Raw genomic sequence first — 24,881 nt, forward strand, 5'->3', positions numbered from 1 at the left:
GATATGGGCGGAGCTGACGCGGGGATCGTCCGCAACACCGCGCTGGCAATTCTTGCGCTGGTCGGCTTGCGACTGGTCGCCGCCGCGTTCACGCCGATCACCTTCGACGAAGCTTATTACTGGATGTGGTCGAACAATCTGGCGGGCGGTTACTACGACCACCCGCCGATGGTGGCCTATGTCATCCGCGCCGGCACCATGATCGCCGGCGACACCGAGCTCGGCGTTCGCCTCGTCTCGATCCTGCTGGCGCTGCCGATGAGCTATGCGGTCTATCGCTCCACCGCGATCCTGTTCGGCGGCGCGCGCGTGGCCGCGAACAGCGCCATCCTGCTCAACGTGACGATGATGGCGTCGGTCGGCACGCTGATCGTGACGCCCGATGCGCCGCTGCTGGTCGCCTCCAGCTTCGTGCTGTTCTTCCTCGCAAAGGTGCTGGAGACCGGCCGCGGCGTTTGGTGGCTCGCGGTCGGCGCAGCCGTTGGCGCGGCGCTGCTGTCGAAATATACGGCAATGTTCTTTGGGCTAGCGATCCTGATCTGGCTCGCGGCCGTGCCGAAGCTCAGGCCCTGGTTCCTCTCGCCGTGGCCCTATCTCGGTGGTCTCGTTGCTCTTGCGCTGTTCTCGCCGGTGATCCTCTGGAATGCGGACCATCAATGGGTCTCGTTCGCAAAGCAGCTTGGCCGCGCCAAAATCGAGGACTTTCGTCCTGTCTTCATCGCCGAGCTGATCCCGACCCAGATCGCGTTCGCGACCCCGCTCGTCTTCATCCTGGGCGCGATGGGGCTGCATGCGCTGACCTGGCACCGGGCCGGTGCATTGGCCTCGCGCGTGCTGATCGAGACGATGTTCTGGACCATCGTCGCCTATTTCGTCTGGCATTCCCTGCATGCCCGCGTCGAGGCCAATTGGTTCGCGCCGGTCTATCCGCCCTTCATCGTCGCCGCGGCCGCCGCCGCCAATCTCGTGCAATGGAAGCCGCGCCAGCGGCGCCTGGTGGATTTCTGCCTGCGCTGGGCCGCGCCAACAGGCGTCGTGATGTTTGCAGCCCTGATCGTGCAGGCCAATACCGGCTGGCTGTCCGGATATCGCCGCGATGCCACCGTGCGCAGCGTCGGCATCGGTTGGCGCGATCTTGCTGCCGAGATCGAAGCCGTGCGCACGCGCAGTGGCGCGACCTGTGTGCTCGCGCAGGACTACGGCACCACAGGCTGGCTTGCCTTTTATCTGCCGCGCGGCACCTGCGTGGCGCAGCAGAGCCAGCGCATCCGCTGGGTCAACATGCCCGAGCCCGATCCCAAGCTGCTCGCCGGCAAGCTGCTCTATGTCGACGAGCTGCGCAGCGATGGTCATCCCGTCCTCAACGATCTCTTCGCGACGGTGACGCAGATTGCGCAATTGCAGCGCAAGCGCGGGCCGCTGGTGGTCGAGACCTACGGCATCGATCTCTTGGAAGGCGCCAAGGGCGACGTGCTCGACCGCTCACCGCCGCCGGAAGCGCGGTAGCGACCGCGCTGCCCCCGCATCGTCGTCCCGGCGAAGGATTCAGTCCATCAGCTCGGCCCTGGCGGCAGCCTGCCTCGGCCCATCGCGGTCCCGCCAGAACCAGACGGTCACGACGCCGGAGCGGCCGCGGACCTGGGTGAGCAGGGGGCCCGACAGGACGCCGTCGGGAGCGCCGTGGAAGTCGGCGGTATTCAGCAGCGTATCGCTCAGCGCGAGCCGCGCGTCGTGCTGGGCGGCGATCTCCATCAGCCGGCTCGCGACGTTGACGGTGTCGCCGGTCGCGGTGATGTGCTGGTGGCTTTCGCCAAGGCGGGAGGCGACGATCTCGCCGAAATGCGCGCCGATCTTGAAGCCGAGCTGATCTCCGATCGCTGGCGGCAGCGAGGCGATCCAGCGTTCGACGCCGCGATGCAAGTCGATCGCGCATTTCAGCGCGCGCACCGCGTCATCGGGCATGGCGCGCGGCAGGCCGAACAGGATCATGGCGCCGTCGCCGAGAAAGCCGGTGATCAAGCCGCCGCAATCGACTGCGGTCTTGTCCACTAGCGCGTGAAACGCCTTCAGCATGTCCTGGAGCGCGTCTGGATCGGTCCGTTCGCTCAGCGCCGTGAAGCCGGAGAGATCGATGAAGACCACGGCTGCGTCCTGGCGGACGGGCTTGGACAGGAAATTCGGATCACGCGCCAGCCAGTCCTGCACCGCCGGCGCCTGGAATTGCGCCAGCGACCTGCTCTTGGCGGCGAGATATTGCGTGCGGCGGCCTCCCGCCCACAACTGCACGCCGGCAAAGACCGCAACCGGCGGCACCGTGGCCGCGAGCGTGGTCGCGGCGTTCAGCCAGACCCCATGCGTGAACGCGAACACGTTGAGCCCGGCCCAGGCGAGCATCACCGCGGCCGCCGCTATGATGCCGAGCGCACTGCGCCGCCAGGCGAGCAGGCCGACCAGCAGCATCGGCAAGAGGCTCGCGGCGAGCGCGTCGGCGATATGGACCCGGCGGTCGCGCACGATGCTGTCGCCGGCGACAAGGTGGGTGATCGCGGTCGAGACCACCTCGACGCCGGGCATCAGCGAATCGAACGGCGTCGGGTAGAAGTCGCCGCCGCCGGCGACCGCGGCGCCGATCACGACGATCCGGTTCTCGATCACCGCGCGGTTGAGAGTGCCGTCGAAGATGCTCTGCGCACTGACGGTGCGGATGGTGCGGCGCGGGCCGTAATAGGTGATCGGCAGCGCGAAGTCGCTGTCGGTCGGCACCGTGCGGTCGCCGAGCCTGAGATGATCCGGCGCGATCGTCAGCGGCTTGTCCAGCGCGCGGGCCGCCACGCGCAAGGGAAACGACAGCTCGACCTTGTCGGCCGTCCGGAACAGCATCGGCACCGAGAGCGGCGAGCCCGACTGTCCCGTCGCGACGTTGACAACGCCGACCTCGGCATGGTCGGCGAAGCGCAGGCAGCGGCAGCAGGAAGCGCTCGGCCTGCGGCAGGACGGCGAGGGGACCGTCGCTGCTCGGCGCCACGGTTTCGCTGGCGGCCGGGAAGATCGCCGCGGCCGCGAGCACCATCGGGCCGGTGGCGAGCGTGTTGGCGAGCGTCGCATCTCCGATCGCGGCGCTGCGGTCGACCAGCAGCAAGTCGATCGCGACGACCTTCGGCTTGAATTGCACGATGGTGTCGACGACGCGGGCGAGATCGGCGCGCGGCAGCGGATAGCTGCCGCCGCGCTTCACCACGGTATCGTCGATCGCGACGATGGTGACGAGATCGGGCGGACGCTGCACGCCGCGGACCTGGGTCCGCCAATCCGTCAGCGTCGCTTCGAGGCGGTCGAGAAAGCGCAGATGGCCGTTGGCGTGCGCGGCATAGACGCCCGCGCCCCACAGCGCGGTGAGGACGAGTGCCACCAGGATCTGAACGCGTCGGCTACGCATGCGGTCGGTTTGCAATCTTTTATCGTCCAAAACTCATTGGCCGAGCGTTGTCGACCCGGCCTTATTGTCCGAGCCTTGCCATCAGCGCGTCGACGCGCGGCTGGCCCCATGTCTTGACGGTCAACGGGCCGGTTGGCTCGACATCGACGCCTTCACCCGGTCCGAGCACGACACCGCGTCCGCGGGCCCTGCGGCTCACGCCGACGCGGCCGTCGGCGACGAACACGGAGGTCTTGGCGTCAGCGACATCGACCGCCCATTTCGTGCCGCGCACTGCGGCGATCGCCTGCGGCGTCAGTACCTTGAAGGGATTGCCGCCGGGCTTCTTGCGCACCTCGATCAGCAGGGCTTTGCTGCTCAACTCCACGGAGTTCTATATGTCCGTCGCGGTTGGCGTCCTTTAGTTCAAATCTGGCGCCGTTTTCGGCAACGATCGTGATGCCGTTGTCGCAGCGCCAGACTTGCGTGCCCGCGACCGACGGTGATGCCGTGCAGCCCGCATTGGTCGCAGGCTGTGCACTTGCAAACCCAATCAACAACAATGACCACGCCACGGCGTAAAACCCGGCGCGTGAAAAGCCTCTCATGCCAGCCTCCGTTTCGCGTGCTCGGCACAGTTCAAGGCGATGTTGATACGCCACCGTATCACCCGCAGAGGCTGCTGAAAAGTGCCGAGGTGGGAGCTATTTTCTCGTGGCGGCGATTGCCAGACCGGGGCGATCAACTTTCAGTCACGGCGCCGTGCCGCATGAGCGCTCCGGTCCGAGGTGTGAGATGTGCGTGAGCTATTGCCGCGATCGGCCGGCTCGGGGCAGGGCTGCTGGAAGCGGCGTCCGCCAGCCTCGCGCAATGCTCAGCCGCTAGGGTGAGGCGGTATTGAAGACCACGAAAATGACTTGGTTGGATGCGTTTAGAAAGGCGGCCGAGGAGGGGCGCTGACCGCACCGCTCCGGCCGAGAATTATAGTTAACAATCTCGCCTAAGTCCGTAGTTCTGCGGGCTTATTTCTCGAAATGGGACAGCATTAACGAGTTGCCCCACATCTGCCTGAACTTAATCTGCATTTAACTAAAAGTCGCCTTAATGACGCTCCGACCCTCTGCGAGATGCTGTTCCCGGATCGTGACCAGCGGCGCTTCGAAGGGGGACTGAGTGACACCGTCCTGGACGCAAGGCGAATGAGTACGAGTATCGCTGCGCAGAGTAACGCGGCACGGAAGTCCAAGAAATTCTCGAAGAATTATTCGCGGAAATCTTCCCGGAAAATGACCACCCACAATTGGCTTGGCGCCGCGGCGATCGGCTGCGTCGTGATCGGCGCCGGCTGGACCATCTACACCAACATCCTCGGCGCCAGCGTCTATCCAACCGTCGGCAACAGCGGCTACGACGAGCCGGTGATCAAGCGCGCGCCCAAGGTCGCGCTGCGCGAGGCGGGTGAGGCGGTCAAGGAAGCCTTCGCGCTCTTGCCCGACCGGTTGCAGGTGGCCGCGCCGATCTCGCGCGAGATGTTCAACGAGCGCTTTGCCGCGGCTGCGACGCAAGGCGTGGCCTCGAACGCGGCCAGCGCCGCGCCTGCCGCGCCCGCAACCAGGGTTGCCGAGGCCAAGGAAACGTCAAAGGACGCGCTGAAGGAGGCCGCGAAGCCGAGCGTGATCGCGAAGGTCGCGGACGCGCTGAAGCCGCACGGCTCGGCCAAGATTGCGGACGCTGGCAAGGCCAAGCGCGCTGACGCAGGCGTGCAGCTGGCCTCGGCCGATCCGGCCGAGATCGTGCCGGCGCCCGAGGCAAAGCCAAAATCCTTCGCCGATCGCGCCAAGGCCGCGGTGATGTCGATCACCGGTCCGCGCCAGTCGATGGTCGAAAAACTCTGGGGCAAGCGTGAGCCGTCCGGCGGGCTGCTCGCCTATGCCTCGGCCGATGCCAGCATTACCGCGTCGATCGCGCCGAAGGAGCAGAACCCGATGTTCGGTGGCGCGCCGCCCTATGAGCGCGACACCGCGGTCTACGACATCACCGCCAAGACGGTTTATCTGCCCGATGGCACCAAGCTCGAGGCGCATTCCGGCCTCGGCTCCAATCTCGACGACCCGCGCTCGTCGAAAGTCCGCATGCGCGGCGTGACGCCGCCGCACATCTACACGCTGAAGCCGCGCGAGGCGCTGTTCCACGGCGTGCCGGCGCTGCGCCTGACTCCGGTCGGCGGCGAGAGTGCGATCTACGGCCGCGACGGCTTGCTCGCGCACACCTTCATGCTCGGACCGAACGGCGATTCCAACGGCTGCGTGTCGTTCAAGGACTATTACGCATTCCTCGACGCCTACCGCAACAAGGGCATCCGCAAGCTCGCGGTGCTGGCGCGGGTGGATTGACGTCGGCAAAGCCCGCCGATGTTTGCCCGTCTAAAGCGCAATGAGATGAGGATGAATCGTCATCGCGCTTTTGGGCCGACTTCAATGTCCCCTTGCGGGAAAAGCCCAGATTCAGCCGGCACTCACGTCAGCGCATCGCCGCGCGCGATGATCGCGAAGCGGTCTGACAGCTCGGCCAGCGCGACCTCGTGGATGGTCCGGGCGTCCAGCGTGCCGCCGCGGCCGTCGGGCAGATCACGCGTGGCGCAGGCATCGGCATCGATGGTCGTGCGAAAGCCGAGATCGAGCGCGGCACGGGCGGTGGAGCTGACGCACATGTGCGTCATGAAGCCGGCCAGCACGATATTCTTGCGTCCGCTCGCGGCGAGCTGCGCCTGCAAGTCGGTGCCGGCGAAGGCGTTCGGCAACTCCTTCTCGATCACGAGCTCGTCCGCACGCGGCGCGAGCTCGGCGACGATGGCACCGCGATCGGCGGAGCGATCGAACAGGCCGCCGGACTTGCCGCGATGGGCGATATGGATGATTGCAGATCCGCGCTCGCGCGCCCGTGCCAGCAGGCCGGCCGCCCGCACGATCGCAGGCTTGGCGTCGGGCAGGGCGAGGGGACCTGCGAGATATTCATTCTGGATGTCGATCAGCACCAGCGCGGCGTCGCCAAGACGCGGCGGGGTGAGGTCGGCACCGGCGAGCTGCAGCAGGGTCTTTGCGGGCGTCATGATCTTCAAAATCTCCAAGGCGGAACGTGGGCCTAGCATAGCTCGTCGGTAGCCTGCTGATATGCAGGGATATTGCAGCCGATGGCTGCGATATTGCAGGCCAATGCCGGCCGATGTAGCCTTGAAGCCATGAACTGGGACGATCTTCGCATCATCGCCGCGGTCAGGGACGAGGGCACCTATGCCGGCGCCAGCGCGCGGCTGCGCATCGACGAGACCACGGTCGGACGCCGGCTGTCGCGCATCGAGCGAGCGCTCGGCCTGCGCCTGTTCGAGGCTGCGGACGGTCTCCGCAAGCCGACCCGTCAGTGCGAGGCGGTGCTGGCGCACGTCCAGGCCATGGCGGTGCATGCCGCCGAGATCGGCCGCATCAGCGAGAGCCTGCCGGGCCCGGTGGGACGACTGCGCATCGCCACGACCAATGCGGTCGCTGAGGAGGTGCTGGCGCCGCGCGCGAGCGACTTCCTGCGCGCCAATCCCGGCCTGACGCTGCAATTCCTGACCTCGAGCGAGAACGTCAAATTCTCGCGCTGGGAAGCCGATCTCGCGATCCGCCTGCGCAAGCCCGACAAGGGAGACTTCTCGATCTCCAAGACTCGGCGACATCCGCATCTACTATTTCGAACCGGTCGCGACTGAAGGCGAGCCGGTGCTGTGCGCCTATCCGGACGAGCTCGGCGCCATTCCCGAGATGCAATTCCTGCGGACGAAGAAAATCCGGCCGCGCTGCGTCACCGACAATGTCCGCGTCATCCGCACGCTGATCCGGTCGCACCAGGCCGCGGGCGTGCTGCCGGAGCACAGCTGCACCGATTTGCTCGGCGACCGCCGCCTGCGCGCCACGCTGCTGCCGAAACGGCGCGACGTCTGGCTGCTGGTGCAAAACCATCTCAAGCGCGACGCCGCGACCCGCGTGACGATCGACTGGGTGCGGGCCTGCTTCAGCGAGCTTGCGCGGCGATAACCCCGAGAGCGCGTGAAAACCGGAGGGCCGCCCATCGGCGGCCCTTCACAAATCCGTCTGTCGCCCCGCGATGAACGCGTGGCCGCGCCTGTGCGACCAAGATCACGGAGCCGAGATTGCACGCGCGCAAAAGTTGCGTAATCTCGCGACGACTACGAACTTGATCAGGGCAGGTGCATGACCATTCTTCAGGAAACGATCCGACCGCGGTCGTCGGCGCAGTCGCCGGAATGGAAGGCGATTGTCATCCTGATCCTGCTGATCCCGGTGCTGTGGTCGCCGCCGTTCCTGCTTCGCTTCTTCCTGTATCAGCCGTTCAACATCCCTTCTGGTTCGATGGCGCCGACGCTGATGGTCGGCGACTACGTCTTCGCCGCAAAATATGCCTATGGCTACGGCCGCTATTCCTTCCCGTTCGCGCAGTCCTGGATCTCGGGCCGTGTCTTTGCCGCCGAGCCCGAGTATGGCGACATCGTCGTATTCCGGACGGCGAAGGACAGTTCGGTCGATTACGTCAAGCGCGTGGTCGGGCTGCCCGGCGACCGCATCCAGATGCGGCAGGGCCAGCTCATCCTCAACGACCGCCCGGTGACGCGCGTCGCGCTCGAGTACGGCCTCGCCGGCGCTGCCTGCGGTGTGGACGGCGGCGTCAAGGTCAAGCGCTGGCGCGAGACGCTGCCGAGCGGCGTGTCCTATGTGACCTATGACTGCATCGACAACGGCTTCCTGGACAATACCAACGTCTTCACGGTACCGCCGGGCAACTTCTTCGCGCTCGGCGACAGTCGCGACAACTCCACCGACAGCCGCATGATGTCGACATTCGGTTTCGTGCCGATGGACAATCTCGTCGGGAAGGTGACGCGGATCTTCTGGTCGCTCGACGAAGACGGCGAGCCGCACATGGAGCGGCTGGGGAAGGTGGAGTGAGGCCCCGTCATTCCGGGGCGTCGCAAAGCGCCGAGCCCGAAATCCATTGATCCGCAAGTTCAGACCGCAATTTGCGGATACAGGTCGAACCACTGAGGATTCTTCTCCTCAATAAGCCGGATTTTCCATTCCCGTCGCCACTTCTTCAATTCCTTCTCGCGCGTGATCGCGGTGATGGGATCGTCGTAGATCTCGAACCAAACAAGCCTGTCGACGGAGTACCGCTTGCTGAAACCAGGAGCGACTTTGTTCTTATGTTCATGGATGCGGCGGACGATATCATTCGTCACGCCGATGTAGAGCGTTCCGTATTTCTTGCTGGCGAGGAGGTAGACCTAATAGGCCATGAGCAAGCTGTGAAATGGATTCCGGGCTCGCGACTTCGTCGCGCCCCGGAATGACAAGATTGTGCTACCATTGGTAGAGTAGTAGAAAACAGGGCCTTGACAATGGGTATCAGCCTTGAGGACGTTGGAAGGATAGCGCAGCAGCCAGGAGACTCGCGTGGATGACCTAGATCGGAGGCACATGGAGGAATGGAAACGGATCGGCGATTTTCTCAATTTTCCGGAAGAGCAGGAGCTGCACGATCTATTTCGCCGACTTGCATCACGCGTGTTGCACGAGTTCGATAATTTAGGAGACTATATCTGGAAGACACCAAACCTAATTGAGCATGAGCGGGCCGTAGAAGAGGAAAAGTTGCGCTCCTATTTTCCGACTACAGGGGATCCGAAGCAAGACGAAGTAGCTCAGCGTCTGCGGGATACACGCTGGTTCTACGAGTTTGAGAAGTTGTTTGTGTCGTTTCCAAATTGGATGTCCTCGGGAAATCTCTTCTTGGCCCTCGGTTTGTTTGAATCCTATTGCTTGCGATTGGTGCGATTGATTGAGCAAAGGTCGAAATTGTCTCTGGTGGATGCGAAGGGACGAGGGACTTCCAAAATGTTGGCATTCCTCGTGTCATCAGGCATCGATGTATTCACGTTGTCTTACTATCGCACGTCAATCGTCGACAGAAACGGAAATTGCCGTTCGACGAAATTGTAGTTGCTACAAGTGATCTTGGCGACCGGCTCACAATCAGTAACGACTATCCAAGACTTGTCACCACGTACGCTAGAGATTTCTTGATAAGCGCTGCTGCCGAGGCTCATCGACTCTACGCAAAAGTAGACTTGGAGAAGCGAGCTTAACTCTTGCTTCCGGATTGGCCTGACTACCAAACAAAAACCCCGGCATCGCTGCCGGGGCTTCGCATTTCGTCGTTTGCCAGAGTGGCCGGACCTTAGAAGTCCATGCCGCCCATGCCGCCGCCGGGGGGCATCGCCGGACCGGCGCCGCCCTTCTTGGGCAGCTCGGCGACCATCGCTTCCGTGGTGATCAGAAGCGCGGCAACCGAGGCTGCGTTCTGGATCGCGGTACGGACCACCTTGGTCGGGTCGATGATGCCCTTCTTGACGAGGTCGGCATATTCGCCGGTCTGGGAGTCGAAGCCGTAATTGTAGGCCTTGTTCTCCAGGATCTTGCCGACGATCACCGAGCCGTCTTCACCGGCGTTGATCGCGATCTGGCGAGCGGGCGCCGACAGCGCCTTGCGCACGATCTCGACGCCGGTCTTCTGGTCGTCGTTCTTGGTACGCAGGCCCTTGAGCTGCTCGGAGGCACGGAGCAGGGCGACGCCGCCGCCCGGGACGATGCCTTCTTCCACGGCCGCGCGGGTCGCATGCATCGCGTCATCAACGCGATCCTTGCGCTCCTTCACCTCGACCTCGGTCGCGCCGCCGACGCGGATCACCGCGACGCCGCCGGCGAGCTTGGCCAGACGCTCCTGGAGCTTCTCACGGTCGTAGTCCGAGGTGGTCTCCTCGATCTGCGCCTTGATCTGGGCCACGCGCGCCTCGATGTCGGCCTTCTTGCCGGCGCCGTTGACGATCGTGGTGTTCTCCTTGTCGATCATCACCTTCTTGGCGCGACCGAGCATGTTGAGCGTGACGTTCTCGAGCTTGATGCCGAGATCTTCCGAGATCGCCTGGCCGCCGGTCAGGATCGCGATGTCCTGCAGCATGGCCTTGCGGCGATCGCCGAAGCCGGGAGCCTTGACGGCCGCGACCTTGAGGCCGCCGCGCAGGCGGTTCACGACCAGGGTCGCAAGGGCTTCGCCTTCGACGTCCTCGGCGACGATGACCAGCGGCTTGCCGGTCTGCACCACGGCCTCGAGCAGAGGCAGCAGCTCGTTCAGCGAGGAGAGCTTCTTCTCGTTGATGAGGATGTAGGCGTCGTCCATCTCAACGCGCATCTTGTCGGCGTTGGTGACGAAGTAGGGCGAGATGTAGCCGCGGTCGAACTGCATGCCCTCGACGACGTCGAGCTCGGTCTCGAGCGACTTGGCTTCCTCGACGGTGATGACACCCTCGTTGCCGACCTTCTTCATGGCGTCGGAGAGGAACTTGCCGATCTCCTGGTCGCCGTTGGCCGAGATGGTGCCGACCTGGGCGATCTCGTCGTTCGAGGTGACCTTCTTGGAGTTCTTCTGGAGGTCCGCAACCACGGCTTCGACCGCGAGGTCGATACCGCGCTTGAGGTCCATCGGGTTCATGCCGGCGGCAACGGACTTCGCGCCTTCCTTCACGATCGCCTGGGCCAGCACGGTGGCGGTGGTGGTGCCGTCGCCGGCCGCGTCAGCGGACTTGGAGGCGACTTCGCGCACCATCTGGGCGCCCATGTTCTCGAACTTGTCGTCGAGCTCGATCTCCTTGGCGACGGTGACGCCGTCCTTGGTGATGCGGGGAGCGCCGAACGACTTGTCGAGCACGACGTTGCGGCCCTTCGGACCGAGCGTGACCTTCACCGCATTGGCGAGGACGTCGACGCCGCGCAACATCTTGTCGCGCGCTTCAACCGAGAATTTGACTTCTTTGGCTGCCATCTGGAATTTTCCTTGAGGTGTTTGACTGGAGGGAAAGAGAGGCTCTTAGGCCGCCTTCTTCTTGGAAGCGGGGACGTCGAGGACGCCCATGATGTCGCTTTCCTTCATGATCAGCAGGTCTTCGCCGTCGATCTTGACTTCGGTGCCGGACCACTTGCCGAACAGCACGCGGTCGCCGATCTTGAGGTCGATCGGGATCAGCTTGCCGGCTTCGTCGCGGCCACCGGGGCCGACGGCGATGACTTCGCCCTGGGAGGGCTTTTCCTTGGCAGTGTCGGGAATGATGATGCCGCCAGCGGTCTTCTCTTCTGCGTCGATGCGCTTGACCACGACGCGGTCGTGAAGCGGACGGAATTTCATGCAGTCCTCCTAAGCAATTGCACGAGTTGAGGATTTTTAGATGGTTAGCAGTCGTTGCCCGCGAGTGCTAGCACGAGCGAGGCAGAAATAGGACGGGAATTTTGCGGGGGCAAGGGCTTCTAGCAGAAAAATTAGCACCCGGAAGCGCGGACTGCCAGAATCTCTTTTCCATCGTTAACGGCGCGCCGGGCCCGTATTAGCACGGAGCCGCGTCTGCTGCTAACGCATTGAATTTCAACAGCTTGTTAAACTTTTGGGCTTGAGATGAATTGTCAGTTTGCGTCACATTTCTCTCATGTGAGCGCATCAGTACCGGGTGGCTCGTCAAGCACACACCGACCAGGCCGCCCCCTTCAATGCGCTCCTGCAAAGGAGGTTGGCATGGGACTGCGGAGTGGGGGCGTTTCCGAGGATTTCCGGAAACAGATGCTGGGTTACGGGCTGACGACGGCGCAAATTCTCTATCGGATGCCGGATCATCCCTCGCTGCTCCAGACTTACGTCTGGCAGAACTACGACATGTTTCCGAAATTTCCGGCGCTGAAGGATTTCCTCGCCTTCTGGCAGGAAAAGCTCGACGGGCCCTTGTTCTCGGTGACGGTGGCGCATTCCAAGCTGATCAAGCCGGCCGAGCTGCGCGCCGTAGATGGCGTGTTCCGGCTGCATTGAGGAGAGATCAGACGCCGCCGTTGCAATAGCTTTTCCACATCGCGCGATAGGCCTCGTCCACCGCTCGCGCGTATGAGGCAGGATTGCCGGCGGCAGCAGCGTCGATCTGTCCGGGCAGTTCGCGGCGCAGCTTGTCGAGGTCGCCGATCTGCGCCGCACCGCTAGCTGCGATTTCGATATAGGCCTCATTGCCATCCGCGACCCAGTTCGGCAGGCCAAGCGCGGTGAGGATGGCGCCGCCGGCACGGCTGGGCAGACTGGTCCCGAGCTTCGCCACCACTGGCACCCCCATCTGCAAGGCTTCCAGTGTGCTGACGCCGCCATTCTGTGGGAAGGTGTCGAGCGCAATGTCGACGCGATTGAACGATGCCAGATGTTCGCTTCGCAAGGTGGCTCCGAGCAGATCGACGCGTTCGGCCGGCAATCGGCAAGCCGCAAACCGCGCCAGCAGATTGTCGCGGACCAGTTGATCGTCCAGCGCAACATCCTTGATCAGAAGTCGCGAACCCGGCACCCGCTCGAGAATCCTGGACCAGACTTCCACCGCCTCGTCCGAAATCTTGCTGATGCGGTTGAAGACACCGAATGTGACGAAGCCGTTCGAGAGCGCCGGCGCCTCCGCCCGAGCAATCCCAGCCGGCAGTGGCGCCAGCGTCACGAAGCACGGCAGGTCGACAACGGTCTCCGCAAACAGATGCCGAACCGCGAAAGGAATCGCGACGGGGTCCGAGAACAGATAATCGATCGTTGGCAGCCCCGTGCCAGTGCCGTGGCCCCAACCATGCACCTGGATCGGTGCCGGCTTGCGCGCGAACACGCCGAGCCGGTTTCCTCTGGTATGGCCGGACAGATCGATCAGGATATCGACGCCATCGGCGCGGATCTGAGCGGCGAGGCGATCGTCGGTCCATTGCGAGGCGTCGCGCCAGCGATCGGCGAACCCTTGAAATTCGCCGGTCGTCGCATCCACTTTTGACGAACAAGAGTAGCACACGATCTCGAACTGCGCCCGGTCATGGTGTTGCAGGACTGGCTTGAAAACGAACGCGGCCGAATGCGCGTTAAAATCCGACGAGACATAGCCAAGCACCAGACGGCGATCCAGATCGCGGCCATTGTCATGCGGTCCCGCCGCTTCTGAAGCGATTTTCGCGCCGATCTGCTCCCACCATACTCGCCGCGCTTGCTGATGCTGCTCGACGCTGGCGTTCGGCACAAAATCGAGCGTGAATATCTTGTTGGAGATCGCGCTCTGGAGGTCAGGCTGGATGTCAAGGGCTCTGTCGAAACTGGCGAGGGCTTCCTCGACCCGGCCTAGCCCGGCGAGACAAAGGCCGAGCACCGAGTGAGCTTGAATGGAATTGGGAGCGATCGCGAGGGCCTTCTCGCAATCGTGCGATGCCTGGGCAATTTGCTGGATCTGGAGCAGGACACCGGCCCGCGCGAGCCACCCATTCGCGTCGTCGGGTGCCAGCGCGATTGCCCGATCGCCGTCTGCCAGGGCTTCGTCAAATCGCTGAAGTTCTCGCAACGCGATGGCGCGGTTCGCGAGCGCTGAGGCATAGTCAGGCTTGATCGACAGCGCGCGGTTCAGGCTTGCGACGGCCTCGTCATAGTTGCGCTGACGGCAGAGCGCCCAACCCCGACCGTTGTGGGCTTCGGCAAGGTTGGCGTTAATCGCGAGCGCCTTGTCGTAGCTCTCGAGCGCTTCTTGGACGAGATCAAGGGCCACGCTCGCGTTGCCGAGATTGGACAGGGCCAGGGCGTAGTTGGGTCGCAAGGCGAGGGCCTTTCGATAGCTCTCGCGTGCCTCATCGTGACGTCGTAGCCCGTTTCGCGCGACGCCTAGGCTCATATGAGCTTCGGCAGATCGCGGATCCACGGCAACCGCTCGGTTCAGCAGAATTTCGGCTTGCTGGTAGTTTTTGGCATCGGACTCCAAAGTGCCGAGCATATGCAGCGCGATGAATTGGTTGGGTGCGAGCTGCAGGAGTTGGCGATAGGCAGTCTGGGCCTCGGGGAGAAGCCCCATCTTGTGCAGCTGGAGTGCGTGCCCGAGCAATGGCAACACTTCGGCCTTCTGCCGTTTCTGAAGCCGGGCATTTTGAAATGCACGCTGACCTACGCTATTGCCCATGAATCAATTCCCCCAGAATCTCCCGGCGAGATTAATTCAGCGTGAGAACGAATACGAGACGATGGCCGCTCGCCACGACAGCTTGGGACAAGCTACGACCGATTGGGTCGTCGAGTGACTGGCCTTAAGCCCGGCAATTGCTGCTTGGTCCAAGACTGGATAATCTGCCTTCGGGTTGTACCCGTCCGGCGGGGCGCGGCTCAGATCAGGGAGGCAGACAATGGCCAAGCAAAAGGCATCAAAACCCGCAACGAAGACCGCGGTGAAGAAGCGGAGCGGCGCCAAGGCGGCGGCGCGATCCTCGGCACGCAAGGCGGTGAAGGCGAAGGCCCGCACTGCCGCACCCAAGAAGCTCGCACGTGCTAAGCAGCGCATCGCGATCAGCCATCACCGGGAGGAAGACTTCAAAGCCGACGGCCTGCGCGCCTACGCAAAATACCGCGACCTTGGCATCGCAGAGGCGACCCACGGCCTCGCGCAAGCGCATGTGATCCGCCTGCAAGGCCCCTGCAATCCGGCCGAGGTGTCGAAGCTGCACTATCACGACGTCGACTTCCAGATGGTCTACGTGCTCAAGGGCTGGGTGAAGACCTACATGGACGGCCAGGGCGAGACCTTGATGAAGGAAGGCAGTGCCTGGACCCAGCCGCCGAAGATCAAGCACATGATTCTGGATTATTCGGACGACGTGGAATTGCTTGAGGTGATCCTGCCGGCGGAGTTCAAGACGGTGGAGTTGAAGGCGTAGGCGCTATCAGGAACAGCGCACAACTCTCTCCACTCGTCATTGCGAGGAGCTCTTGCGACGAAGCAATCCAGACTATCTCCGCGGACACATTTCTGGATTGCTTCGCTTCGCTCGCAATGACGGGCAGAGAGCCTACGCCAGCACCCCCACAACCGCTCCCATCAGGCACGTCGTCAGCGTGCCCGACACGACCGACTTCAATCCGAGCGCGTTGATCTCCTCACGTCGCTCCGGCGCCATGACGCCGAGGCCGCCGATCATGATGCCGAGGCTGGCAAAATTGGCGAAGCCGCACATCGCGTAGAGCATGATCAGGCGCGAGCGCGGATCGAGCGTATCGGGTGGCAGCTTCGAGAAGTCGACATAGGCGATCAGCTCGTTGAGCACGGTTTTGGTGCCCATCAGGCTGCCGGCGGTGACCGCCTGGTCCCATGGCAGCCCCATCAGCCAGCATACCGGCGCCATCACCAGACCCAGCAGCCGTTGCAGCGAGATTGGGGCGCCGCCGATATCAGGCAGCAGGCTGAGGATTGCGTTGACGAGATAGACCAGCGCCACCAGCACCAGCAGCATCGCAACGATGTTGATCAGCAGCTCGATCCCCGCACTCGTCCCTTTCACGATCGCGTCCATCGTGCCGGAGACCTCCATCTCGGGATTTTCCAGCGCGCCGCCGGTGCGCCTGTCTGAGGTCTCGGGCACCATGATCAGGCTGACGAGGATCGCGGCCGGGGCGCCCAGCACGGAGGCGATGACGAAATGCGCGGCCGCATCGGGGATGAGGGGAGCAAGGAGCATCGCATAGAGCACCAGCACCGTGCCGGCGATACCGGCCATGCCGCCCGTCATCACCAGGAACAATTCGCTGCGCGTCATCTGCTTCAGATACGGCCGCACGAACAGCGGCGCCTCGACCATGCCGAGGAAGATGTTGGCGGCGGTGGACAGCCCGACCGCGCCGCCGACCCCTAAGGTGCGCTCCAGCAGCCAGGCCATGCCCCGCACGATCGGCGGCAGCACCCGCCAATAGAACAGCAGCGTCGTCAGCACGCTCATCACCAGCACGATCGGGAGCGCCTGGAACGCCAGGATGAAATCGGCACCCGGCACCTTCACGTCAAAGGGCAGGGGGCCACCACCGACATAGCCGAACACGAACGAGGAGCCGGCGCGCGAGGCCGCGGAGATCGCACCGACCGCGTCGTTGATGGCGCCGAAGGCGCGCGCGACGATCGGCAGCTTCAGGAGGACGATGGCGGTCGCGAAAGTGGTGACGAGGCCGATCGCCGCCTGTCGCAGCGAGACGGCGCGCCGATTCTCCGCCAACGCGAAGGCGATCAGCAGCAATGCGAAAATGCCGAGTGCCGATTGCAAGCGCAGCATGATGTCCCCAAAGCCCCAATGATTATGGCCGCGCCTGCGGTGCAAAGGCAATGCCGGCACATGCGGGAGGCGTCCCGCTGTTGACAAGCCGGTCCGCCTCAGTCACGCGAGGCACGTCGAGAACCAGGGGGCGGACGGTCCGAGGGTGACCCAAGAGACGATCCAAGAGGCGATGCCAGAGCAGCCAATAGCCGGAAATCCTCCGGTCAGTGCCCGCGAGCTCCTCGCCCACCGCGCCTTCCTGTTCTTCTTGGTCTCGCGCAGCCTGTCGCGCTTTTCCAGCCAGATTGCGGCGGTCGCGATCGGCTGGCAGATCTACGATCTCACCGGCTCGGCCTTCGATCTCGGCATGGTCGGCCTCGTCCAGTTCCTGCCGACCGCGCTGCTCGTGTTCGTCGCTGGACACGCCGCCGACCGCTACGAGCGCAAGCGCGTCGTCCAGCTCTGCCAGCTCGTGGAAGCGGCGACCGCGCTCTATCTTGCCCTTATCACCTATCTTGGCGCCGTCGGCGAGGTGCAGATCTTCGTCGCGACCTTCGTGCTCGGCATCGCCGGCGCCTTCGAGAGCCCGACCACGGCGGCGCTGCTGCCGCTGATCGCACCGCAAGGTTCGCTCCAGCGCGCCACCGCGGTCTCCAGCGGCGCGGCGCAGGTTGCGACCATCACGGGGCCGGCGCTCGGCGGATTCGCCTATGCGGTCGCGCCGCATCTGGCCTATGCCGTGATGGTGCTGTTCTGGGTTTTGGGGATGATTTTGACCGGCTTCATCCGCCCGCGCCCGCAAGCGATCGCAAAGGAGGGGACGAACTCGGACAACATCTTTGCCGGTGTTCGCTTCATCCGTGGCAATCCGGCGATCCTCGGCACCATCTCGCTCGATCTGTTCGCGGTGCTGTTCGGCGGCGTCACCGCGCTGTTGCCGATCTATGCCCGCGACATCCTCCAGACCGGCCCGGTCGGGCTCGGCGTGCTGCGTGCGGCACCTGCGGTTGGCGCGCTCTTGATGACCATGGTGCTGGCGCGTCACGCCATTTCGCGGCATGTGGGCCTGCGCATGTTTCAGGCCGTGATCGTGTTCGGTGTCGCCACGATCGTGTTCGCGCTGTCGTCCTGGATGTGGCTGTCGGTGCTCGCGCTCGCCGTCTTGGGCGCGGCCGACACGATCAGCGTCGTGATCCGCTTCTCGCTGGTGCAGCTGTCGACGCCCGACGAGATGCGCGGCCGGGTCGGCGCGGTGAACTTCCTGTTCATCAACGCCTCGAACCAACTCGGCCAGTTCGAGAGCGGGCTCACCGCCGCCCTGTTCGGCGCCATGCCCGCCGCCGTGCTCGGCGGCGTCTGCACGGTCGCAGTGGCGCTCTTGTGGATGAAGCTGTTCCCCAGCCTGCGTCGGGTGGAGAGTTTGGAGTAGGGGGGCTCCGCTCTCTCCACGTCATTGCGAGGAGCCCTTGCGACGAAGCAATCCAGAATCTCACCGCGGGGGCAGTCTGGATTGCTTCGCTGCGCTCGCAATGACGATAGTGGAGGCGCCGCGTTCTTTAATTACCCCCGCCCGACGAACGGCATCTTGGTCGCCATCACCGTCATGGTCAGCACGTTGGCGTCGAGCGGCAGGCTTGCCATGTAGGCGACGGCATCGCCGACCGCTTTCGCATCCATGCGCGGCTCGTGCTTGGTGGTGCCGTCGGGCTGGAGCACGCCGGGGCCGTTGACCATGCGGTCGGTCATCGGCGTCGCCGCGTTGCCGATATCGACCTGGCCGACCGCGATGTCATACATGCGGCCGTCGAGATTGGACGCCTTGGTGAGGCCCGTGATGGCGTGCTTGGTCGAGGTGTAGGCGGCCGAGAACGGTCGCGGCGCGTGCGCCGAGATCGAGCCGTTATTGATGATGCGGCCGCCGCGCGGGGTCTGGTCCTTCATGATGCGGAAGGCGTGCTGCGTGCACAGGAACGGGCCGGTGAGGTTGGTGTTCACCACCGCCTGCCACTGCTCGAGGCTGAGATCCTCGAAGTTCACGGCCGGCGCGCCCATGCCGGCATTGTTGAAGAGCACGTCGAGGCGGCCATAGGTGGCCTTCACCTTGTCGAACAGCGCGGCGATCGAATCCGGCTTGGTCATGTCGGCGGTGACGCACAGGCTCTTTCCCGCGGGGCCGAGCTTCGCGGTCTCCTCGAGCATGTCGAGCCGGCGCCCTGTGAGCACCACGGTGAAGCCGGCGTTCATCAGCGCCAGCGACGCCGCACGTCCGACACCGGTGCCGGCGCCCGTCACCACTGCGATCTTCTTTGTTTCACTCATTGTTTCCTGCCTTTTCTTTCGCTGTCAGGTTTTGGGTTCTTTTTCGTTCTTGTAGGGCGGGCGCGGAATGTTCTGATGCGCGGCGCGCAGCGCCGCCGACCAGCGCGAGCGCAGATCGTGGAAATAGGGCTCGCCCGCCTCGATGCGGTGATTGAGATCGGCTTCGCAGGCGTCGTTGCGCACCACCAGCACGTCGATCGGCAGGCCGACGCCGAGATTGGAGCGCATGGTGGAGTCCATCGAGATCAGGCCGGTCTTCAGCGCCTCGTAGAGCTCGACGTCGTAATGCATGGCGCGGTCGAGCACCGGCTTACCGTATTTGTGCTCGCCGATCTGCAAGTACGGCGTGTCGGTGGTGCACTCGATGAAATTGCCGGCGGTGTAGATCATGAACAGGCGCATCCGGGAGCCCTTGATCTGGCCGCCGAACAGGAAGGAGACGTCGAACGAGACATCCTCGGATTTCAGCGCCGGTCCTTCGGTCGCGTGCACCGCCCGGATCGCCCGGCCGATGCGCTGGGCCGCCTGGAACATGGTCGGCGCGTTCATCAAGGTCTCGACCTCGCCCGTGTCGGGATCCTCCAGGCCTTCGGTCAGCGTCGACAGCACCGACTGGCTGATGGCGAGGTTGCCGGCGCTGGCGATCGCCATGATGCGTTCGCCGGGCTTGGAGAAGATGTGCAGCTTGCGGAAGGTCGAGACGTTGTCGAGGCCGGCATTGGTGCGGGTATCGGCGATCATCACCAGACCGTCCCGAACCAGGATTCCGCAACAATAGGTCATTTCCAGTCCCCGAACGCGTTTGCGCGGAATTACTAGCCAATTTCGGGGGCCGCTCCAACCCCCGATTCCCCAGGGACACGTCATTCCGGGGCACGCCCAGCGCGAACCCGGAATCCATTTATCCACTAGCTCTGTGGCCCGATGGATTCTCAGGTGCGCAATTGCGTACCGTAGCTCGCGACGTTGTCGCGCCCCGGAATGACAGCTAACTCTGCCACTGTGATTGCGATTGCCCGCCGCGGCCGGCCTGCTCGACCTTGACCGCCACCGTCAGCGTCTCCGTGCCACCGCCATAGCGGGTGCCGCGCACGGGGGCTGCGCCGAGATAGTCGAGCCCGATCGCGACGCGGACATGGGCGTCGGTGGCGCAGATGCTGTTGGCGGGATCGAAGCCAACCCAGCCGAGATCGGGCACGTAGGCCTCCGCCCAGGCGTGGCCGGCCTCCTGGTGCACGGTGCCGTCGGAGCGCAGGAAGTGTCCGGAGACGAAACGCGCCGGTACGCCGCCGCTGCGCGCGCAGGCGATGAAGATATGCGCGTAGTCCTGGCACACGCCGCGCTTGAGCGCGAAGGCTTCGGCCGCCGAGGTGCCGCTGTTGGTCGGGTCCTCGTCGAAGGTCATGTGATCACTGATTTGCGTCATCAAGGTGTGCAGGAAGCCGAGCGTGTCGCTCTCGGCCTCGCTGCGCAACTGGCGCGCAACCGCCATCATCGCCGGATTGACGGTGGTGAGGTCGGTCGCGCGCAGAAACATGCCGGCCGGAAAGCGCTCGTCCGTGCCGCGCAGCACGCCGCCGGTGTCGTGGGTCTCGATCAGGCCCTCGGCGGTGATTTTGATGTCACTGAGGGGTCCGCAGGACAGCACATGGGTGACGTTGCCGAACGCGTCCTCGTGGGTGTCGAGCTTGGTGTCGGTCGAGACGTCGATCTGCCATTCCGCCACATATTGCCCGTCATGGCTGCCGGGCGTCATGCGCAGGATCTGGATCACGCTGCTGGCCGGCGGCTCGTAGCGATAGGTCGTGGTGTGCTGGATTCGCAGGCGCATGGTGGACCGTGTCGTTAGTGGTTTGGGCCCGACTGCCGCCGCAAAGAAGCTCGTCATGCCCGGGCTTGTCCCGGGCATCCACGTTCTTCTTCGTCGCGCGAAAGCAAGAACGTGGATGGCCGGGACGTCTAGCGCGAAGACGCGCTTCGCGCTGTTGCCCGGCCATGACGTTATCCCATTTCGTCAGTCGGCGGACATCAGATCAAATACTGCTTCGTGATGATTTCGCCCAGCCTGGAATTGTCCGCGATGAATTCCTGAATGAATTCATGCACGCCGTGCTGGAAAATGTCGTTCATGTTGCTGTGTTCCAGCCGGTTGCGGATGCCGCGGGCGTGGCGCTGTGCCGGGCCCTGGCGGCCATAGGCGACGCCGATCTGGTCGAGGTTGCGCACGAGATTGCCGTAGCAGCTTGCCAGCGAGCGCGGCAGCGTGTCGTTGAGGATGAGCAGGTCTGCAATCAGCCAGGGTTTCAGCGTCTCGCGGTAGACCCAATGATAGGCCGTCAGCGCCGAGACCGAGCGCAGGATCGAGCTCCACTGATAGAAGTCGAGGGGACCGCCGACATGCTCCTCCTCGGGCAACAGCACGTGATACTTCACATCGAGGATGCGCGCGGTGTTGTCGGCGCGTTCGAGATGCACGCCCATCCGCGAGAACCAGTAGGCATCGTTGCGGAGCATGGTCCGATAGGCCGAGCCATCGAAGCGCAGCGAGGTCTCCTGCACGAAGCGCAGGAATTTGGCGAGGTCCTCGCGCGTCGAGGTGCCCTTGCTCCAGACCGCCTGAAGCTCGATCCAGGCCGAGTTGATGGTGTCCCACATCTCGCTGGTCAGCGCCGTGCGCACCGAGCGCGAGTTCAGCCGCGCCGCCTCGATGCAGTTCCGGATCGAGGACGGGTTGTCCGCCGAGAACGAGAGATAGTCGACGACGTTGTACTCGTTGGCTTCCTCATATTGCTGATAGAAGCTGGCGGCGACGCCTGCGGTGAGCAGCGCAGAATCCCATTCATTGGTCTTGCCGATATAGGCGGCGGGAAGCGCAGTGACGCGCAAGGTCGCATCGATGGTGCGCGCGAGATACTCGGCCCGTTCGACGTAGCGGGCGAGCCAGTAGAGGTTTTCGGCGGTACGCGACAGCATCTCTCTACTCGTCCAAAATCCAGGTGTCTTTGGTGCCGCCGCCCTGGCTCGAATTCACCACCAGGGAGCCTTCCTTCAGTGCGACGCGTGTCAGCCCGCCCGGCACGATCGTGGTGCGCTTGCTGCCGGTGAGCACGAACGGCCGCAGATCGACATGGCGTGGGGCGAGGCCTGACGCCGTGCAGGTCGGGCAGGTCGAGAGCGCCAGCGTCGGCTGCGCGATAAAGCCTTCCGGCTCGCGCTTGAGCTTCTCGCGGAAGGCTTCGATCGTGGCCTTGGTCGCGGCGGGGCCGATCAGCATGCCGTAGCCGCCGGAGCCATGGACTTCCTTGACGACGAGCTCGCCGAGATTGTCCAGCACATAGGCGAGATCCTTCGGCTCGCGGCAGCGCCAGGTCGGCACGTTCTTCAGGATAGGCTCCTCGCCGAGATAGAACTTTACGATATCGGGCATGTAGGAGTAGATCGCCTTGTCGTCGGCGATGCCGGTACCGACCGCATTGGCGAGCGTGATGTTGCCGGCCGCATAGGCCGACATCAGGCCGGGCACGCCGAGCACGGAATCGGGGCGGAAGGTGAGGGGATCGAGGAAGTCGTCATCGACGCGGCGATAGATTACGTCGACCCGCTTCAATCCTTCCGTGGTCCGCATGAACACTTCGTTGTTCTTGACGATGAGGTCGCGCCCCTCGACCAGCTCGATACCGAGCTTGTCGGCCAGGAACGAGTGCTCGTAATAGGCCGAGTTGTAGACGCCGGGCGTGAGCAGCGCGACTGTTGGCTCGCCCGAGGCGCTCTGCGGCGCGACCGAGCGCAGCGCGGCGAGCAGCTCGTCCGGATAGCGTTCGACCGGCGCCACCTTGTGGCGGGCGAACAGATCCGGAAACAGCCGCATCATGATCTCGCGGTTTTCGAGCATGTAGGACACGCCCGAGGGCGTCCGCGCATTGTCCTCCAGCACGATGAAATCCTCGGCGTCGACCCGGACGATGTCGATGCCGGCGATGTGCACGTAGACGTCGTGCGGCACCTGCTGGCCGTTCATCTCGGGACGGAACACCGGGTTCTGGAAGATCAGATCGTCGGCACGATCTCGGCGCGAAGAATGTCGCGGCCGTGATAGATGTCGCGCAGAAACATGTCGAGCGCGCGCACGCGCTGCTTCAGGCCCTTCTCCAGCAGCGCCCATTCCTTGCCGGACATGATCCGCGGGATCACGTCGAACGGGATGAGACGCTCGGTCGCCTCGGCTTCGCCATAGACCGCAAAGGTGATGCCGATGCGGCGGAACAGGAGCTCCGCCTCCTGGCGGCGATATTCGAGCGCCTCGGGAGGCGTCTCCTTGAGCCAGCGCGCCAGCTCCTGATAGGCAGGGCGAAGGTCCCCGCCGGGAATATTCATTTCATCAAACGCGATTGCCATAGATCCCGATTTGTTTCCGTGGCCATGCGGCAAGAGTGCATGACTTTCATGTGGTAGCAAGGGGCGGGCCAGCGCGATAAGCATGGAGGATGGGCATTTGCCGGGGATGCCCGGCGGCTTGCCTGAAAAAATGGCTGAGGACTGCTTATTTCGGCAGCAAAACCGCGTGACTTGAACGCGTTACCTCGGCAAAGTCGGCGCCACAGGTGAGGGACAGTTTTATGAGCGAGATCGTCACGGCGGGCATTCTGGTCATTGGGGACGAAATCCTGTCCGGCCGGACCAAGGACAAGAACATCGGCTTCATCGCCGAATATCTGACCAATATCGGCATCGACCTGAAGGAAGTGCGGATCGTCTCCGACGAGGAGGACGACATCATCGCCGCGTTGAATGCACTGCGGCAACGCTACACCTATGTCTTCACCACTGGCGGCATCGGCCCGACCCATGACGACATCACTGCCGACAGCGTCGCCAAGGCCTTTGGCGTCGGCATCGACCATCACCCGGAGGTGGTCGCCCGCTTCCGCGAGCGATGGAGCGAGCAGGATCTCAACGAGGCCCGCTTGCGCATGGCCCGCATCCCTGATGGTGCCGAGCTGATCCAGAGCGCCACCATCCTCGCCCCCGGCTTCAAGATCGGCAATGTCATCGTGATGGCCGGCGTGCCCTCGATCATGCAGGCGATGATGGACATCGTCTCGCCCAAGCTGAAATCCGGCGTGCGCATGCTTTCCGAATCGGTCCGCGCCAATGCGCGGGAGGGCGACATCGGCAGTCCGCTGCGGGCCATTGCCGCCGCTCACCCCGACACCATCATCGGCAGCTATCCCTTCATGGACGAAGAGCAGAGGCCCAACACCAATCTCGTGGTGCGCTCGCGCGATGCGGAGAAGCTCGCGGCGGCGATGGCGGCGGTGAAGGAAATGCTGGCGGGATTGAACATCACTCGCTAAAGCGCCCAGCTTACTGGACGCTTTACGAAGCAGGAGACGACAATGGTTGGTGAAGCACCGGAACTGAGCGCGCAGGAGCGGGCGGGCAAGGCCTTCCCGGTCTCGTGGGACCAGTTCCACCGCGATTGCCGGGCGCTGACCTGGCGGCTGAACGAGGTCGGCCCGTTCCATGCGGTGATCGCGATCACCCGCGGCGGCCTGGTGCCGGCCGCGATCGTGGCGCGCGAGCTTGGCGTGCGCGTCATCGATACGGTCTGCATCGCCAGCTACGATCACAACAAGCAGGGCGAGCTCCAGGTCCTCAAGGGTATTTCCGAGGCGGCGATGAAGCTCGGCGGCGGCACCGGCAAAGGGCTGTTGATCGTCGACGACCTCGTCGACACCGGCAAGACCGGCAAGCTGGTGCGCGAGATGCTGCCCGATGCGCACTTCGCCACGGTTTACGCCAAGCCGATGGGCCGTCCGCTGGTCGATACCTTCATCACGGAGGTGTCGCAGGACACCTGGATCTTCTTCCCCTGGGACACCGCGCTGTCCTATCACCCGCCGCTGCGAGATGGGGCGGCGTGAGTTTTCTCCACC

Annotated in this window: 19 protein-coding genes and 4 pseudogenes; 10 read left to right on the forward strand and 13 right to left on the reverse strand. The window is 63.8% G+C overall.

Annotated features, from left to right (window positions below):
• The first annotated feature begins 3 nt into the window (after positions 1-3).
• On the forward strand, positions 4-1,506 hold the full coding sequence (locus tag ACSKB8_RS25795; protein ID WP_438107274.1) for a glycosyltransferase family 39 protein: 1,503 nt from the start codon (positions 4-6) through the stop codon (positions 1,504-1,506).
• Positions 1,507-1,545: 39 nt separating this feature from the next.
• On the opposite strand, the pseudogene ACSKB8_RS25800 reads toward ACSKB8_RS25795, so the two are convergent.
• A pseudogene (locus tag ACSKB8_RS25800) lies at positions 1,546-3,436 on the reverse strand (CHASE2 domain-containing protein).
• 61 nt (positions 3,437-3,497) lie between these two features.
• Positions 3,498-4,023: pseudogene (locus ACSKB8_RS25805) on the reverse strand (FecR domain-containing protein).
• Between the two features lie 678 nt (positions 4,024-4,701).
• Here ACSKB8_RS25805 and ACSKB8_RS25810 point away from each other — a divergent pair.
• A complete protein-coding gene (locus ACSKB8_RS25810; RefSeq protein WP_438107276.1) occupies positions 4,702-5,808 on the forward strand; it encodes a DUF2778 domain-containing protein in 1,107 nt (368 codons plus the stop codon).
• Positions 5,809-5,930: 122 nt separating this feature from the next.
• On the opposite strand, the gene ACSKB8_RS25815 is transcribed toward ACSKB8_RS25810, so the two are convergent.
• The gene (locus ACSKB8_RS25815; RefSeq protein WP_438107278.1) at positions 5,931-6,524 is read right to left on the reverse strand and encodes a cysteine hydrolase family protein; all 594 of its coding nucleotides are present in this window, start codon (positions 6,522-6,524) and stop codon (positions 5,931-5,933) included.
• Between the two features lie 129 nt (positions 6,525-6,653).
• Between ACSKB8_RS25815 and ACSKB8_RS25820 the strand changes: the two are divergent.
• Together ACSKB8_RS25820 and lepB are read left to right on the forward strand one after the other, a co-directional pair.
• A pseudogene (locus ACSKB8_RS25820) lies at positions 6,654-7,488 on the forward strand (LysR family transcriptional regulator).
• 177 nt (positions 7,489-7,665) lie between these two features.
• Positions 7,666-8,418: a signal peptidase I gene (lepB, locus tag ACSKB8_RS25825; RefSeq protein ID WP_438107279.1), complete on the forward strand. Its 753-nt coding sequence runs from the start codon at positions 7,666-7,668 to the stop codon at positions 8,416-8,418.
• Between the two features lie 59 nt (positions 8,419-8,477).
• Here the strand turns inward: lepB and ACSKB8_RS25830 are convergent, their stop codons facing one another.
• On the reverse strand, positions 8,478-8,708 hold the full coding sequence (locus ACSKB8_RS25830) for a GIY-YIG nuclease family protein (protein ID WP_438107281.1): 231 nt from the start codon (positions 8,706-8,708) through the stop codon (positions 8,478-8,480).
• 214 nt (positions 8,709-8,922) lie between these two features.
• On the opposite strand from ACSKB8_RS25830, the gene ACSKB8_RS25835 reads away from it, so the two are divergent.
• Positions 8,923-9,468, forward strand: coding sequence for a hypothetical protein (locus tag ACSKB8_RS25835; protein ID WP_438107283.1), 546 nt, complete (start codon positions 8,923-8,925; stop codon positions 9,466-9,468).
• A gap of 238 nt (positions 9,469-9,706) precedes the next feature.
• Here the strand turns inward: ACSKB8_RS25835 and groL are convergent, their stop codons facing one another.
• A complete protein-coding gene (gene groL, locus ACSKB8_RS25840) occupies positions 9,707-11,347 on the reverse strand; it encodes a chaperonin GroEL (protein ID WP_060736470.1) in 1,641 nt (546 codons plus the stop codon).
• A 45-nt stretch (positions 11,348-11,392) separates the two neighbouring features.
• On the reverse strand, positions 11,393-11,707 hold the full coding sequence (locus ACSKB8_RS25845) for a co-chaperone GroES (RefSeq protein WP_091888887.1): 315 nt from the start codon (positions 11,705-11,707) through the stop codon (positions 11,393-11,395).
• A gap of 381 nt (positions 11,708-12,088) precedes the next feature.
• Between ACSKB8_RS25845 and ACSKB8_RS25850 the strand changes: the two genes are divergently transcribed.
• Positions 12,089-12,376, forward strand: a complete 288-nt coding sequence (locus ACSKB8_RS25850) for an usg protein (RefSeq protein ID WP_091888885.1) — start codon at positions 12,089-12,091, stop codon at positions 12,374-12,376.
• 7 nt (positions 12,377-12,383) lie between these two features.
• Here ACSKB8_RS25850 and ACSKB8_RS25855 read toward each other — a convergent pair whose 3' ends face one another.
• Positions 12,384-14,513 (reverse strand): O-linked N-acetylglucosamine transferase family protein, encoded by a 2,130-nt coding sequence (locus ACSKB8_RS25855; RefSeq protein ID WP_438107285.1) that lies wholly within the window; start codon positions 14,511-14,513, stop codon positions 12,384-12,386.
• Positions 14,514-14,733: 220 nt separating this feature from the next.
• Here ACSKB8_RS25855 and ACSKB8_RS25860 point away from each other — a divergent pair, with 220 nt between their 5' ends.
• Positions 14,734-15,261: a cupin domain-containing protein gene (locus ACSKB8_RS25860; protein WP_438107287.1), complete on the forward strand. Its 528-nt coding sequence runs from the start codon at positions 14,734-14,736 to the stop codon at positions 15,259-15,261.
• Between the two features lie 132 nt (positions 15,262-15,393).
• On the opposite strand, the gene ACSKB8_RS25865 is transcribed toward ACSKB8_RS25860, so the two are convergent.
• The gene (locus tag ACSKB8_RS25865; RefSeq protein WP_438107289.1) at positions 15,394-16,644 is read right to left on the reverse strand and encodes a NupC/NupG family nucleoside CNT transporter; all 1,251 of its coding nucleotides are present in this window, start codon (positions 16,642-16,644) and stop codon (positions 15,394-15,396) included.
• A 172-nt stretch (positions 16,645-16,816) separates the two neighbouring features.
• Here ACSKB8_RS25865 and ACSKB8_RS25870 point away from each other — a divergent pair, with 172 nt between their 5' ends.
• A complete protein-coding gene (locus ACSKB8_RS25870; protein ID WP_438107291.1) occupies positions 16,817-18,055 on the forward strand; it encodes an MFS transporter in 1,239 nt (412 codons plus the stop codon).
• A gap of 131 nt (positions 18,056-18,186) precedes the next feature.
• Here ACSKB8_RS25870 and ACSKB8_RS25875 read toward each other — a convergent pair whose 3' ends face one another.
• The 5 genes and pseudogenes from ACSKB8_RS25875 to ACSKB8_RS25895 all read right to left on the reverse strand — a co-directional run bounded on the left by ACSKB8_RS25875 (position 18,187) and on the right by ACSKB8_RS25895 (position 23,340).
• Positions 18,187-18,945, reverse strand: a complete 759-nt coding sequence (locus tag ACSKB8_RS25875; protein ID WP_091888875.1) for an SDR family oxidoreductase — start codon at positions 18,943-18,945, stop codon at positions 18,187-18,189.
• A gap of 24 nt (positions 18,946-18,969) precedes the next feature.
• Positions 18,970-19,728, reverse strand: coding sequence for a proteasome-type protease (locus ACSKB8_RS25880; RefSeq protein WP_128932974.1), 759 nt, complete (start codon positions 19,726-19,728; stop codon positions 18,970-18,972).
• 205 nt (positions 19,729-19,933) lie between these two features.
• Positions 19,934-20,776 (reverse strand): transglutaminase family protein, encoded by an 843-nt coding sequence (locus ACSKB8_RS25885; RefSeq protein WP_370985493.1) that lies wholly within the window; start codon positions 20,774-20,776, stop codon positions 19,934-19,936.
• 197 nt (positions 20,777-20,973) lie between these two features.
• Positions 20,974-21,918 (reverse strand): alpha-E domain-containing protein, encoded by a 945-nt coding sequence (locus ACSKB8_RS25890; protein WP_370985494.1) that lies wholly within the window; start codon positions 21,916-21,918, stop codon positions 20,974-20,976.
• Positions 21,919-21,922: 4 nt separating this feature from the next.
• A pseudogene (locus ACSKB8_RS25895) lies at positions 21,923-23,340 on the reverse strand (circularly permuted type 2 ATP-grasp protein).
• A 221-nt stretch (positions 23,341-23,561) separates the two neighbouring features.
• On the opposite strand from ACSKB8_RS25895, the gene ACSKB8_RS25900 reads away from it, so the two are divergent.
• Together ACSKB8_RS25900 and gpt are read left to right on the forward strand one after the other, a co-directional pair.
• Positions 23,562-24,299 carry a competence/damage-inducible protein A gene (locus tag ACSKB8_RS25900; RefSeq protein WP_128932977.1) on the forward strand — a complete coding sequence of 246 codons (738 nt, stop codon included), beginning with the start codon at positions 23,562-23,564 and terminating at the stop codon, positions 24,297-24,299.
• Between the two features lie 42 nt (positions 24,300-24,341).
• On the forward strand, positions 24,342-24,869 hold the full coding sequence (gene gpt, locus ACSKB8_RS25905) for a xanthine phosphoribosyltransferase (RefSeq protein WP_438107294.1): 528 nt from the start codon (positions 24,342-24,344) through the stop codon (positions 24,867-24,869).
• Positions 24,870-24,881: the final 12 nt, after the last annotated feature.

Source organism: Bradyrhizobium sp. BR 1432 (genome assembly GCF_051547705.1).
Lineage (GTDB): Bacteria > Pseudomonadota > Alphaproteobacteria > Rhizobiales > Xanthobacteraceae > Bradyrhizobium > Bradyrhizobium zhanjiangense.

Excerpts from the sequence above, each read along its gene's own strand:
- ACSKB8_RS25815 (WP_438107278.1), bottom strand. The coding sequence starts at position 6,524 with ATGACGCCCGCAAAGACCCTGCTGCAGCTCGCCGGTGCCGACCTCACC.
- ACSKB8_RS25795 (WP_438107274.1), top strand. The coding sequence starts at position 4 with ATGGGCGGAGCTGACGCGGGGATCGTCCGCAACACCGCGCTGGCAATT.
- lepB (WP_438107279.1), top strand. The coding sequence starts at position 7,666 with ATGACCATTCTTCAGGAAACGATCCGACCGCGGTCGTCGGCGCAGTCG.
- ACSKB8_RS25845 (WP_091888887.1), bottom strand. The coding sequence starts at position 11,707 with ATGAAATTCCGTCCGCTTCACGACCGCGTCGTGGTCAAGCGCATCGAC.
- groL (WP_060736470.1), bottom strand. The coding sequence starts at position 11,347 with ATGGCAGCCAAAGAAGTCAAATTCTCGGTTGAAGCGCGCGACAAGATG.
- ACSKB8_RS25850 (WP_091888885.1), top strand. The coding sequence starts at position 12,089 with ATGGGACTGCGGAGTGGGGGCGTTTCCGAGGATTTCCGGAAACAGATG.
- ACSKB8_RS25900 (WP_128932977.1), top strand. The coding sequence starts at position 23,562 with ATGAGCGAGATCGTCACGGCGGGCATTCTGGTCATTGGGGACGAAATC.
- ACSKB8_RS25860 (WP_438107287.1), top strand. The coding sequence starts at position 14,734 with ATGGCCAAGCAAAAGGCATCAAAACCCGCAACGAAGACCGCGGTGAAG.
- ACSKB8_RS25875 (WP_091888875.1), bottom strand. The coding sequence starts at position 18,945 with ATGAGTGAAACAAAGAAGATCGCAGTGGTGACGGGCGCCGGCACCGGT.
- ACSKB8_RS25810 (WP_438107276.1), top strand. The coding sequence starts at position 4,702 with ATGACCACCCACAATTGGCTTGGCGCCGCGGCGATCGGCTGCGTCGTG.
- ACSKB8_RS25880 (WP_128932974.1), bottom strand. The coding sequence starts at position 19,728 with ATGACCTATTGTTGCGGAATCCTGGTTCGGGACGGTCTGGTGATGATC.
- ACSKB8_RS25885 (WP_370985493.1), bottom strand. The coding sequence starts at position 20,776 with ATGCGCCTGCGAATCCAGCACACCACGACCTATCGCTACGAGCCGCCG.
- ACSKB8_RS25870 (WP_438107291.1), top strand. The coding sequence starts at position 16,817 with ATGCCAGAGCAGCCAATAGCCGGAAATCCTCCGGTCAGTGCCCGCGAG.
- ACSKB8_RS25890 (WP_370985494.1), bottom strand. The coding sequence starts at position 21,918 with ATGCTGTCGCGTACCGCCGAAAACCTCTACTGGCTCGCCCGCTACGTC.
- ACSKB8_RS25865 (WP_438107289.1), bottom strand. The coding sequence starts at position 16,644 with ATGCTGCGCTTGCAATCGGCACTCGGCATTTTCGCATTGCTGCTGATC.
- gpt (WP_438107294.1), top strand. The coding sequence starts at position 24,342 with ATGGTTGGTGAAGCACCGGAACTGAGCGCGCAGGAGCGGGCGGGCAAG.
- ACSKB8_RS25855 (WP_438107285.1), bottom strand. The coding sequence starts at position 14,513 with ATGGGCAATAGCGTAGGTCAGCGTGCATTTCAAAATGCCCGGCTTCAG.